The organism is Flavivirga rizhaonensis, from assembly GCF_004791695.1.
In the GTDB taxonomy this organism is placed as follows: Bacteria; Bacteroidota; Bacteroidia; order Flavobacteriales; family Flavobacteriaceae; genus Flavivirga; species Flavivirga rizhaonensis.
This window is the reverse complement of the sequence record NZ_SRSO01000025.1, coordinates 1-13,148: the sequence shown is the minus strand read 5'-3', so window position 1 is coordinate 13,148 and position 13,148 is coordinate 1. Positions and strand designations below refer to the sequence as shown.

Below are 13,148 nucleotides of genomic sequence, written 5' to 3'. Positions count from 1 at the left end.
TATGCATTATATACCTAATATTCTTTTTGCTATTGTACTAATAATTGGTATTGGTTTTTTTGTTAAGAACGTAAAAAAACTTGCCAGAAATATTAAGTTGGGTCGTGATGTGGATGTTAGTGATAATAAATCGCAGAGATGGAAAAACATGACGATGATTGCCTTGGGGCAAAGTAAAATGGTACGCCGTCCTATTGCTGGTTTTCTGCACCTTGTAGTATATATTGGCTTTATAATCATCAATATAGAAGTTTTAGAGATCATTATTGATGGCTTATTTGGTACACATCGTGTTTTTGCTTCCATAGGAAGTTTATATGGCGTTTTAATAGGAGCTTTTGAAATATTGGCAGTCTTAGTCTTTGTATCTGTAACCCTTTTTTGGATTAGAAGAAATATTATAAAATTGAAGCGTTTTTGGAAATCGGAAATGACAAGCTGGCCAAAAAATGATGCGAATTATATTCTGTATTTTGAAATGGTATTGATGACCCTGTTTTTAGTTATGAACGCTACAGATATTCATTTTCAGGATATCAATTCAGGCAATGTAATTAGTCAATTTATAGCACCTTGGTTTAGTGGTTTATCAGATACTACATTGCATTTTATTGAAAGAGGGGCGTGGTGGGTACACATTATTGGTATATTAGTTTTCTTAAACTACCTCTACTACTCAAAACATCTACATATCCTGTTAGCATTTCCAAATACATATTACGGAAAGTTACAGCCTAAAGGACAGATGGATAATTTGGAAGCCGTTACAAAAGAAGTTAAAATGATGATGGATCCTAACGTTGATCCATTTGCAGCACCAGCAGAAGAAGCAGAAGGTGAAGTGCCTTCTAAGTTTGGAGCAAGTGATGTACAAGATTTAAGTTGGGTTCAGTTGTTAAATGCGTATACATGTACAGAATGCGGACGTTGTACTAGTGAGTGTCCAGCAAATCAAACAGGTAAGAAATTGTCACCTCGTAAAATCATGATGGATACCAGAGACCGTTTAGAGGAAGTCGGTAAAAACATTGATGCCAATAAAGGTGAATTTGTAGAAGATGGAAACCAATTATTAGATAATTATATAATAAGAGAAGAGCTTTGGGCATGTACCTCATGCAATGCATGTGTAGAAGCTTGTCCTGTAAGTATAGATCCACTATCAATCATTTTAGAGATGCGTCGTTATTTAGTTATGGAGCAGTCTGCTGCCCCTGTAGAGTTAAATAATATGATGACTAATATTGAAAACAATGGCGCACCATGGCCATACAATCAAATGGATCGATTAAATTGGAAAAATGAATAGTTTACTTATGCTTAAAGTGTATCATACAAAAAATCAAAATAAAAGATGAGCGAATTACTAAAAGTGCCAACAATGGCAGAATTTATGGCTCAAGGCAAACAACCAGAAGTACTATTTTGGGTTGGTTGCGCAGGTAGTTTTGATGACAGAGCAAAAAAAATAACAAAAGCATTTGTTAAACTATTAAACAAAGCCAATGTTGAATTTGCAGTATTAGGAACAGAAGAAAGTTGTACTGGAGACCCAGCTAAAAGAGCAGGGAATGAGTTTTTATTTCAGATGCAGGCAGTAACTAACATAGAGGTTTTAAATGCCTATGAAGTAAAAAAAATAGTAACAGCCTGTCCGCATTGTTTTAACACCATAAAGAATGAGTATCCAGAATTAGGAGGCAATTATGAGGTTATGCATCATACGCAGTTTTTAAAAACGTTGTTGGATGAAGGGCGCTTAACTGTAGAAGGCGGACAATTTAAAGGAAAACGTATTACATTTCATGACCCATGTTATTTAGGAAGAGCCAATAATGTTTATGAAGCACCAAGAGCGCTTATACAAAAATTAGAAGCAGAACTCGTTGAAATGAAAAATTGCAGACGTAACGGTTTATGTTGTGGTGCAGGAGGTGCTCAAATGTTTAAAGATGCTGAAAAAGGTGATAAAGAAGTAAATGTAGAGCGTACCGAACAAGCTTTAGAAACCAAGCCGGAAATCATTGCTGCTGGCTGTCCGTTTTGTAATACCATGATGACAGATGGTGTTAAAGCTAAAGAAAAAGAAGCCGATGTAGCCGTTATGGACATTGCAGAATTAATTGCTAATGCTCAGGATTTATAGTTTTAATTGCAGAGCAAATAGGAATTCACTTTATTTAATTGACTAAAATGTTAGTAGACTTCAATACATTACCAGAAGAATCACGAGTTTGGATATACCAGGCCAATCGCTCATTTACAGAGCAAGAGATAGAAGAAATTCAATCAAAATTAAACATGTTTATTGAAAACTGGACTGCACACGGAAGTGATTTACAAGCAGGACATTTAATAAAGTATAAACGATTTATAATTATAGGTTTAAATCAAAATTTGAATACTGCAACAGGTTGCTCTATTGATGCTTCAGTTCATTTTATTCAACAATTAGAAAAAGAGTATAATGTCGATTTAATGGACAAAATGAATGTATCTTACAAACAAGGAGAATATATTGCATATAAGCCACTTGTTGACTTTAAGAGAATGGCAAAGGATAAGGCGGTTTCTAAAAACACTATTGTCTTCAACAATTTAGTAACAAATATTTCAGAATTTAAAGAAAACTGGGAGGTTCCTGCAAGTGAAAGCTGGCACAGCAGATTTATTAAATAGCTCAATGCTTTCGTAGGTTTGAATAATATTTTAACGTGAGATATATTAAAACCTAACAATCAGTTGTTTAATTGTTTTAATAAAGAAACTATGTCATTCCGAATGCTATGGAGGGTAAAATATATTTTACTTGAACGTATATAGCGTAGCTATTGAAGAGGAATCCCATCCTTATGAGATTTCTCGAAAGTTTATCTTGAGTACTTCGACTACGCTCAGCATAAACTAAAGTCGAAAGGCTCATACTTCGCTCTGTAAAAATGACAAACACTTGAAAATCATATCTTTAATGTTGTTTTTATAAAAAAATAAATAGAAACTAACGTTATTTTATTATACCTTACCTGGATTGCTATTCTTTTCGATTTTTTATTGAATGTCTAATTAATTTTTAAAAGTAAATCTTAAAATTTAAGATAACTACAAAATTCGGGAAGGTATAGGTATTAAACCTCAAAAAACTTTCATATATCAAATAGAATAATGATTTTTATGCTTCTAAAGCGTAAACATGCAATTATGGCTAACGATATTATTTTATTAAATATTTCAGGGCAAGATAAACCAGGATTAACATCTAGTTTAACATCTGTTTTGGCAGAATATAACGCCAAAGTTTTAGATATTGGACAAGCAAACATACACGATACATTATCATTAGGGATCCTGTTTAAAATAGAATCTGGGAAAAAATCTGCAGCCGTATTAAAAGATTTACTTTTTAAAGCTTATGAACTTGGTATTCAGGCAAAGTTTACACCAATTACCCACGATGATTATGAAAATTGGGTAACGCTACAAGGTAAGGATCGATATATTGTTACTATCTTGGGAGAAAAACTGGCTGCCGAGCAGATATCTGAAGTAACAAAAATAGTATCTGAAAAGAATTTAAATATAGATTCTATAAAAAGGCTTACTGGGCGTTTATCTCTTGTTAAAGAGGAAGAATATCCTAGGGCATGTATACAACTTTCTATTAGAGGAAAAATAGATAATAAGTCTGAATTTACTGAGAAATTTATGCAGATTTCAAGCGAATTAGATGTAGATATAGCATTTCAAGAAGATAATATATACAGAAGAAACAGGCGTTTAGTTTGTTTTGATATGGATTCTACATTAATACAAACAGAGGTTATTGATGAATTAGCCGAGTTAGCTGGAGTTGGTGATGAAGTAAGAGCCATTACAGAATCTGCCATGCAAGGTGAAATAGACTTTACAGAAAGTTTTAAAAGACGTATGAAACTCTTAAAAGGTTTAAGTGAAGAAGTACTTCAAGAAGTCGCCGTAAATTTACCTATTACTAAAGGTGCAAAAAGACTTATAGATACTTTAAAAAGCTATGGGTTTAAAACAGCTATTCTTTCTGGTGGATTTACATATTTTGGACACTATTTAAAAGAAAAATTAGGTATGGATTATGTGTATGCTAACCAATTAGAAATTAAAGATGGTGTTTTAACTGGTGGCTACCTTGGTGATATTGTTGATGGCAATAAAAAAGCAGAGTATCTTAAAGAAATTGCTAGAAATGAAGATATAGATATTAGCCAAACCATAGCTGTTGGTGATGGGGCAAATGACTTACCAATGCTTAACCTTGCAGGATTAGGGATTGCTTTTCATGCTAAACCAACGGTAAAAGACAATGCGCAAAGTTCTATTTCTAGCATAGGATTAGACGGGGTGTTGTATTTGTTAGGCTATCACGATAGGCATATAGATTTAATAGATTAGATGGCAAAATACTTTACTCTAAAAATTCTCCGACCTTTGTGTCGGGGTTTCCTATTCACCTTTCCTTCAGAGAGGTCAGAACTGTCTTTTTTGGCAGTTCTGGGAGAGGAAAAATACAAAATTTCAATTTTTGACCTAAAAGTCAAAATCTATGCTCAATTTGATTGGGTATGAAACTGACGAAATACCCCTATGGCTCGTCTCGAGGATCGTCGGTTACAAGAATTTTTTATTGACCTCCCAAAATAAAGAAGTAAACACTCTAGTTTATAAAATATAGTCTTCATAACGGTTATATTTAAAATATAGTTTTGAGTTCAAATAAGGCGTGTAAGTTATTGTTTACAAATGCTAATTTAGCTACGTTTAAAAATAGGAGATTACTATTTCTTTAAAAAACTCTCTAAAAGTCTTTTTATCTTCTCTTTAAAAGTGTTAATTTGGCATTATTGTAAGTGACAAATTAATTGCTATTAAAGCCTCTAATTCATTCTTTTATGCACCGTGTTTTTTATATAATAACTTTCCTTTTTACAATTTTACCTACGTTTAGTCAAACAACTAAAAACCCTTTATTAGCTGAAGATTTAGCAGCTCAAAAAAAATGGGTAGATAGTATTTATGAATCCATGACTTTAGCCGAGAAAGTAGGACAATTATTTATGGTGCAAGTCATGTCCGACCAAGACGCTGCTTCAAAAAATAAAATTGTTCAGTTAATTAAAGATTATCATATAGGCGGTTTAATTTATTCAAATGGAGGTCCAGTTAGACAAGCAAAATTGAATAATGAATTACAATCGTTTTCTAAAACACCATTATTAGTTGGAATGGATGCAGAATGGGGGTTAAGTATGCGTTTGGACTCCACTTATTCATTTCCATGGAATATGACGCTTGGAGCTATAAAAGATAACGATCTTATAGAGCAAACAGGGAGAAAGATAGGTGAGCATTGCAAGCGCTTAGGTGTTCATTTTAATTTCGCTCCGGTTGTAGACATTAATACAAACCCTAAAAACCCAATAATAGGCAATCGATCTTTTGGTGAAGATAGAGATAATGTAACCGAAAAGGCATCTGCTTTTATGAAAGGTATGCAGACGGCTGGTGTTTTGGCTAACGCAAAACATTTTCCGGGTCATGGAGATACAGATCAAGACTCACACGAAACATTACCAACTATAAATTTTAATGAAAAACGTATTGATTCTATAGAATTATACCCATATAAAAAACTTATTAAAGAAGGATTATCTAGTGTTATGGTAGCACACTTAAATGTGCCTAGTTTAGAATCCCGCCCAGGGTATCCTTCATCATTATCAAAACATATTGTTACAGATATTTTAAAAGATTCTTTAGGTTTTCAAGGGCTTATATTTACTGATGCTCTTACAATGAAAGGCGCTTCAGACTTTAGTGAAACAGGTGATATAGATTTAGCTGCCTTTAATGCAGGGAACGATGTGATGTTAATGTCCGAAGATGTTGGTATAGGGGCCTCTAAAATTATAGAAGCCTGCAATAAAGGAGATATAACAGAAGAACGTTTGGCTCATTCGGTTAAAAAGATATTACAGGCAAAATATAAAGTAGGATTGTATGATTATAAACCTATTGGTCTATATAATTTAACAAAAGATTTGAATAGGTTAGAAGATGATATTTTATATGAAGAATTGATTGAAAATGCTATTACTGTTGTGAAAAATGATAGGCATTTTATACCTTTAAGGGAGTTAGAAACCAAAACGATTGCTTATGTTAATTTGGGAGATGATAGTGGTTCTACATTTTTTAATGAATTAAAAAAGTATGCAAAAGTACATCATATTGAGGCAGAAAAATTAAGCGATTTAAGTAAAAAACTTCGTGTATATAACACAGTAATTATTGGTTTGCATCGTTCTAATGATAGCCCGTGGAAGAAGTATCAATTTACCAAAAAGGAATTAGCTTGGCTACAAGAAATAGCTCAAACTCATACCGTTATTTTAGATGCTTTTGTTAAACCTTATGCACTTTCAGAAATAGAGAGTATTGAGAATATAGAGAGTATAGTAGTTAGTTATCAAAATAGTGATATAGCACAACAAAAATCTGCACAACTCATTTTTGGCGCTATTCCTGCCAAAGGGCATTTACCAGTATCAATTGGAGCATTTTTTAATGAAGGCGATGGATTGAATATTAATACTATTAAAAGACTAGGGTATACAATTCCAGAACGTGTAGGTATGAGTTCCCAGAAGTTAAAACGATTAGATTCTATTGCGCAGCATGCAGTAAATCATAAAATGACACCAGGAATTCAATTATTGGTAGCAAGAAAAGGACAAGTTATATATAACAAGAATTTTGGTAAACATACTTATAATGCAAAAAACAAAGTACAGTTTGATGATATTTACGATGTAGCATCTTTAACGAAAATATTAGCTACGTTGCCATTGTTAATGGAATTAGAAGAGAATGGTATTGTATCATTAAATAGCAAACTTTCAAAAATATTACCAGAATACAAAGGCTCAAATAAAGAGGATATAACAATAAAAAGTATGTTATCTCATTATGCGAGATTAAGACCATGGGAACCATTTTATTATCATACTTTGGATACCGTTACTAAACGACCAAGCAAAAAATATTATAGAGGAAAAAGAACCAATAAATTCAATATAGAAGTCACTAAGAATTTATACTTAAGGTCTGATTATAAAGACTCTATAAATGGCATTATTAAGGACTCAGAATTATTAACAACACTAAGATATAGGTATAGTGACTTTCCATATTATATTTTAAAGAAATTTATAGAGGATCATTACGACAAAACACTAGATAAATTAGTGCAAGACCATTTTTATCAATCATTAGGAGCCAATTATACATTGTATAACCCATACTATAAAATAAGTAGTAAGAAAATTGTACCTACAGAAGTAGACGATTATTATAGACATCAAAAGGTACATGGTTTTGTTCATGATATGGGAGCTGCTATGCAAAATGGTGTTGGAGGACATGCAGGTATTTTTAGTAATGCCAACGATGTAGCAAAAATTTTGCAAATGTACTTGCAAAAAGGGTTTTATGGAGGTAAACGTTATTTAAAACCAGAAACTATAGATAAGTTCAATACGTGTTATTATTGTAGCGAAGGAAATAGAAGAGGCATTGGTTTTGATAAGCCGCAGTTGGGAGAGGAAGGACCAACATGTGGTTGTATATCTATGACAAGCTTTGGGCATTCAGGTTTTACAGGAACCTATGCTTGGGCTGATCCAGAAGAAGAAATCGTATATGTTTTCTTAGCAAATAGAACATATCCTAAAGCTGGGAAAAATTTATTGTTGAGAGAAAATATTAGAACCGAAATACAACGCTTGATTTACGAAGCGATAGAAGATTAAAAAGTACTTAAAGTTAAATTAATAGTATTTAAAGTTGAAAAACTTAAACTATTATAACTTTATATATACAGAATTAAAAAATATGAAAATAGGAATTGTTTGCTATCCAACATTTGGAGGAAGTGGGGTTGTTGCCACAGAACTGGGTTTGGAATTATCTAAAAGAGGGCACGAAGTTCACTTTATTACTTATAAACAACCGGTACGGTTGGAATTGTTAAGTAACAATGTGCATTACCATGAGGTAAACGTTCCAGAATATCCGTTGTTTCATTATCAGCCCTATGAGCTGGCTTTGTCGAGTAAATTAGTAGACATGGTAAAGCTTCATAAAATAGAAATTTTACATGTTCATTATGCTATTCCGCATGCTTATGCTGCCTATATGGCTAAGAAAATGTTACAAGAAGAAGGTATTTATGTGCCTATAGTAACAACATTGCACGGAACCGATATTACACTTGTAGGAAGTCATCCATTTTATAAATCAGCAGTCACATTCAGTATTAATAAATCAGATGCAGTAACAGCAGTATCACAAAGTTTAAAAGACGATACATTGAGGTTATTTAATATTAAAAATGATATTCATGTTGTACCAAACTTTATTGATTTAGATAAATATAAACATGATTTTACAGATTGTCAACGCGGTATGATGGCAGCCGATCACGAAAGAATAATTACGCATATTAGTAATTTACGTCCTGTAAAACGTGCTCAGGATGTTATTTCTGTTTTTTATAATATTCAAAAAGAAATACCAGCTAAATTGATGCTGGTTGGAGAGGGACCAGAACGTGAAAAAATAGAGCGCCGTTGCCAAGAATTAGGTATTTTGGACAAAGTTATTTTCTTTGGAAAAAGTAACGAAATAGATAAAATACTGTGCTTTAGTGATCTGTTTTTGCTGCCTTCTCAAACGGAGAGTTTCGGTTTGGCTGCGTTAGAAGCTATGGCGTCTCATGTACCCGTTATATCTAGTAATACAGGAGGGATTCCTGAAGTAAATGCGCATGGTTTATCTGGATTTTTAAGCAATGTAGGAGATGTAGAAGATATGACAAGGAATGCCCTTCATATCTTAAGCGATGAAAAAAGGTTGCAGTCTTTTAAGGACAAAGCAAGAAAAGAAGCTTTAAAATTCGATTTACATGCTATAGTGCCGCAGTATGAAGCTATTTATGAAGATACTTTAACGAAGTGCTTGGTGTTGTAAAAAGTATAATTGAGGTCTAAAAAGTGTCATTCTGAATGTAATGAAGAATCTCTTTAAAATAAATGTCTCTGATTATGAGTGGAATAAGATTCTTCGCGTTGCTCTGAATGACAAGATTAATCACTTTTTAGACCTCATGTTTTTCCTAGTTTAGAATTGATAACGAACACTTAAAGCAATATCAAAATCTAAGTCATCATTATCATAAGCATCATCACCAAAACCAATTTCTGGTCTGGCATCTAATGAAATCAATAATGGAATTTCAAAATTATATTCAATACCAATATCACCAGCAGCAAAAAGGAAGGTATCCGTTTCGTCTCTATTGTTAGAAAGGTCAATGCTATAAGATCCAAGGCCACCACCCGCACCAACATACCAATGGAAAGAACCATCTAAAGGAAATACCCACTGATATAATCCAGCAAGTTTAAAACCATCATAGTCTCTTCCGTTTCTCCAGCCAAAATCCACTTCTAATCTATTATTATCACCTAGAGCACGCTGATAAGATACTTCGGCACCAAAAGCATCACTATCTCCTAATCGTAACCCTATAGCATTATCTGAAATGCTTTGAGCGTTTGAAATAAAAGTGAATCCAAAAATGGCAACTGACAATAAAAGTAATTTTTTCATAAGTTTAAAGTTTAATTTGATTAATGATATATGATTGATATACGATATTTTTAATTAAAAAGATTATTCTATTAAGATTTGATCGGTTAAACAAAAATAACGCCAAAATTGTATTTATATTTAACATCTTTTTAGATTTATAAACATATTTATTAAACATGGTGTTGAGTCCACATTTTCAAGGATTAAAAGATAAGCTTTCTGGTGAGCTATATTATGACGATTTAATAAAATCAATATATGCAACAGATGCTTCCGTGTATAGAATATTACCCTTGGCAGTTGCATATCCTAAAGACAAAGAAGATATAAAGCTTTTAATAACCTTTGCTAAAACTCACAAGACGTCTTTAATCCCCAGAACAGCTGGGACATCGCTTGCAGGGCAATGTGTAGGAGAAGGTATTGTGGTAGATGTATCTAAATATTTCACAAAGATTATAGGTCTTGATGAAAAAGCGCAAACTGTTACTGTTCAACCTGGTGTAGTACGCGATAAATTAAATAACTATTTAAAGTCTTTTGGCTTATTTTTTGGACCAAATACGTCTACTTCTAACAGATGTATGATAGGGGGTATGGTTGGTAATAACTCATCAGGAACCACATCAATACAATATGGGGTGACACGTGATAAAGTTCTGGAATTACAAACAGTTTTAAGTGATGGGAGCGATGCTATATTTGGAGAAATGTCTTCAGATGAATTTATTAATAAAACAAAAGAACAGTCATTAGAAGGTCATATTTATAAAATGATACATTCAGAACTTATTTCTGAAACGACTCAAAAGACGATTGTTGACAATTTTCCAAACCCAGAAATTCACCGAAGAAATACAGGGTATGCTATAGATGAATTAATAAAATCTGAAGTGTTTACAGATACTTCAGAGAAATTCAATATGTGTAAATTGCTTTCGGGAAGTGAAGGTACATTGGCTTTTACTACACAAATAACTTTAAAACTAGATAAATTACCGCCACAAGAAGGCATTATGGTAGCGGCGCATTTTAATAGCATAGAAAGCTGCTTAAAAGCAGTTGAGCCTGTTATGAAGCATAATTTGTACACCTGTGAAATGATGGATAAAACCATTTTAGATTGTACAAAACATAATAAAACACAACAAGAAAACAGACGTTTTATTGAAGGAGATCCCAAGGCTATTTTAATGTGTGAAGTTAGAGCAGATAATAAAAACGATGTAGAAGTTTTAGTAAAAAACTTATTGGAAGCTATAAAATCTTCAGGTTTAAGTTATGCATTTCCAGTACTTGAAGGTGATAATATTAACAAAGCAAATAATTTACGAAGTGCAGGATTAGGACTTTTAGGGAACATAGTTGGCGATAAAAAAGGAGTTGCTTGTATTGAAGATACGGCAGTGGCGTTGCCAGATTTATCTAATTATATTATGGATTTTGCAAAACTTATGGCAGACTATAATCAAGAAGCCGTATACTATGCCCATGCAGGAGCCGGAGAAATTCATTTGCGTCCAATTTTAGATTTAAAAAAGCAAACTGACGTAGCGTTGTTTAGAAAAATAACAACAGATGTAGCTCATTTGGTGAAATCTTATAAAGGCTCAATGAGTGGAGAGCATGGAGATGGTATTGTACGTTCTGAGTTTATATCAATGATGATTGGAGCTGATAATTATGATATATTAAAACGAATAAAAGCAGCATTCGATCCTGATACCATTTTTAATCCGGGGAAGATTATTGATGCACTTCCAATGGATGCCTCGTTGCGTTATGTTTCCAACAGAGAAGAACCAGAAATAGAAACACTACTTGATTTTTCAAAATCTCAAGGTATATTACGAGAAACCGAAAAGTGCAATGGTTCTGGAGACTGCAGAAAACTTCCTGAATTTGGAGGTACTATGTGCCCTAGTTATCGAGCCACAAGAGATGAAAAAGATACAACCCGAGCAAGAGCCAACGCATTACGTGAGTTTTTAACGAATTCAGATAAAGCAAATCGATTTAACCATAAAGAACTAAAGTCGGTTTTCGATTTATGTTTAAGTTGTAAAGCCTGTGCTAGTGAATGCCCTAGTAGTGTAGATGTTGCAAGCTTAAAAGCCGAATTTCAATACCAATATCAAAAAGCAAATGGTGTATCATTGCGAACAAAATTATTTGCTTATAATAATAAGTTAAATAGCTTGGGAAGTAAATTGCCTAAGCTTACTAATTTTATATTTTCTAATGGGCTAACATCCGCCATTTTAAAGCAATCTTTTGGAATCGCTAAAAGCAGAGAACTACCGCTAATTTCCAAACGTAGTTTGAACGCTTATTACGACATGTTTAAAATAAAAAGGCGCAGAGGTAATTATATTAAAAAAGTGTATTTGTTTAATGATGAGTTTACCAATTATTTAGATGCTAAGATTGGTGTAGACGCATTAGAGCTTTTAAAGCGTTTAAATTACTTTGTAGAAATCATTGATAATGTTGAGTCCGGGCGTGCATTTTTATCAAAAGGATTACTAAAACAAGCTAAATATTTTGCTAATAAAAACATTGATATTTTTAAAGACAAAGTTTCAGAAAGCACGCCATTATTAGGAATTGAGCCATCAGCTATTTTAACTTTTAAAGATGAATATTTAAAATTAGCTGACGATAAAACCTCTGCAGAAAGTATAGCGAAATCTACTTTTTTAATAGAAGAATTTATTCAGCAAGAAATAACGTTAGGTCATATAACCCAAGAGCAATTTACACTAGAAGAAAAAACTATTAAGTTTCATGGCCATTGCCACCAGAAGGCGATGGGGAATCAATTATCTAGTTTTGCCGTTTTAAACTTACCAAGAAACTATAAAGTAACCATCATACCTAGTGGTTGTTGTGGTATGGCTGGAAGTTTTGGCTATGAAAGAGAACATTATGATGTGAGCATGCAAATAGGAGAGCAAACGCTTTTTCCTGCTGTTAGAAAAGCACCTAAGGATGTTATTATTGCAGCAAATGGGACTAGTTGCAGGCATCAAATAAAAGATGGCACACAACGAGAAGCAAAACACCCAGTTACTATTTTAAAAGAAGCGTTGATTAACGTGACTTCAATATGATATTTTAGCTGTTAACTATATTAATAACAGTGACTTAAAATAAGCGTATTTCAGTAAGCTATGGTATACCCAGAAATATAACCCCTAAACAGTAATAAGTATCAAAAGTAGAATCTCATTGTAATGATATGTTAGTATACATAATTATTTAGAAATCTCAAAAAAAACTAGAAACGTGATGCTTAGAAACCTTTTTGAACAGGTCGTTCTCTTTCTTAAATAACGTGAGTTTCTATGTTAAAAACCAAATAAAAAGGCATTATTATGTTATTTTATTGCAATAAAAGCCTACGGAACAAATCTGAGTTCCGATTTTTTTTTGCCCTATTTCTTTAATAACCTACATCCCAGACT

At 32.8% G+C, this 13,148-nt stretch carries 8 protein-coding genes; 7 read left to right on the top strand and 1 reads right to left on the bottom strand.

Annotation, left to right across the window (positions count from 1 at the left end):
- The first annotated feature begins 1 nt into the window (after window position 1).
- From EM932_RS15905 to bshA, 6 genes are all read left to right on the top strand, one after another.
- Window positions 2–1,309, top strand: coding sequence for a (Fe-S)-binding protein (locus tag EM932_RS15905; protein ID WP_135878194.1), 1,308 nt, complete (start codon window positions 2–4; stop codon window positions 1,307–1,309).
- Between the two features lie 45 nt (window positions 1,310–1,354).
- Window positions 1,355–2,146: a (Fe-S)-binding protein gene (locus EM932_RS15900; RefSeq protein WP_135878193.1), complete on the top strand. Its 792-nt coding sequence runs from the start codon at window positions 1,355–1,357 to the stop codon at window positions 2,144–2,146.
- 47 nt (window positions 2,147–2,193) lie between these two features.
- A complete protein-coding gene (locus EM932_RS15895) occupies window positions 2,194–2,679 on the top strand; it encodes an ABC transporter ATPase (protein WP_135878192.1) in 486 nt (161 codons plus the stop codon).
- 519 nt (window positions 2,680–3,198) lie between these two features.
- Window positions 3,199–4,422 (top strand): phosphoserine phosphatase SerB, encoded by a 1,224-nt coding sequence (gene serB / locus EM932_RS15890; RefSeq protein ID WP_135878191.1) that lies wholly within the window; start codon window positions 3,199–3,201, stop codon window positions 4,420–4,422.
- A gap of 497 nt (window positions 4,423–4,919) precedes the next feature.
- A complete protein-coding gene (locus EM932_RS15885; RefSeq protein WP_135878190.1) occupies window positions 4,920–7,838 on the top strand; it encodes a glycoside hydrolase family 3 N-terminal domain-containing protein in 2,919 nt (972 codons plus the stop codon).
- Window positions 7,839–7,920: 82 nt separating this feature from the next.
- Complete coding sequence (gene bshA / locus EM932_RS15880; RefSeq protein ID WP_135878189.1) at window positions 7,921–9,057, top strand: N-acetyl-alpha-D-glucosaminyl L-malate synthase BshA; 1,137 nt, start codon at window positions 7,921–7,923, stop codon at window positions 9,055–9,057.
- Window positions 9,058–9,207: 150 nt separating this feature from the next.
- Here the strand turns inward: bshA and EM932_RS15875 are convergent, their stop codons facing one another.
- Complete coding sequence (locus tag EM932_RS15875; protein ID WP_135878188.1) at window positions 9,208–9,699, bottom strand: outer membrane beta-barrel protein; 492 nt, start codon at window positions 9,697–9,699, stop codon at window positions 9,208–9,210.
- A gap of 158 nt (window positions 9,700–9,857) precedes the next feature.
- On the opposite strand from EM932_RS15875, the gene EM932_RS15870 reads away from it, so the two are divergent.
- Window positions 9,858–12,794, top strand: coding sequence for an FAD-binding and (Fe-S)-binding domain-containing protein (locus EM932_RS15870; RefSeq protein ID WP_135878187.1), 2,937 nt, complete (start codon window positions 9,858–9,860; stop codon window positions 12,792–12,794).
- The last annotated feature ends 354 nt before the right edge of the window (window positions 12,795–13,148 follow it).

Coding starts and splice junctions, on each gene's coding strand:
- EM932_RS15905 (WP_135878194.1), top strand. CDS start 2: ATGCATTATATACCTAATATTCTTTTTGCTATTGTACTAATAATTGGT.
- EM932_RS15900 (WP_135878193.1), top strand. CDS start 1,355: ATGAGCGAATTACTAAAAGTGCCAACAATGGCAGAATTTATGGCTCAA.
- EM932_RS15895 (WP_135878192.1), top strand. CDS start 2,194: ATGTTAGTAGACTTCAATACATTACCAGAAGAATCACGAGTTTGGATA.
- serB (WP_135878191.1), top strand. CDS start 3,199: ATGGCTAACGATATTATTTTATTAAATATTTCAGGGCAAGATAAACCA.
- EM932_RS15885 (WP_135878190.1), top strand. CDS start 4,920: ATGCACCGTGTTTTTTATATAATAACTTTCCTTTTTACAATTTTACCT.
- bshA (WP_135878189.1), top strand. CDS start 7,921: ATGAAAATAGGAATTGTTTGCTATCCAACATTTGGAGGAAGTGGGGTT.
- EM932_RS15875 (WP_135878188.1), bottom strand. CDS start 9,699: ATGAAAAAATTACTTTTATTGTCAGTTGCCATTTTTGGATTCACTTTT.
- EM932_RS15870 (WP_135878187.1), top strand. CDS start 9,858: ATGGTGTTGAGTCCACATTTTCAAGGATTAAAAGATAAGCTTTCTGGT.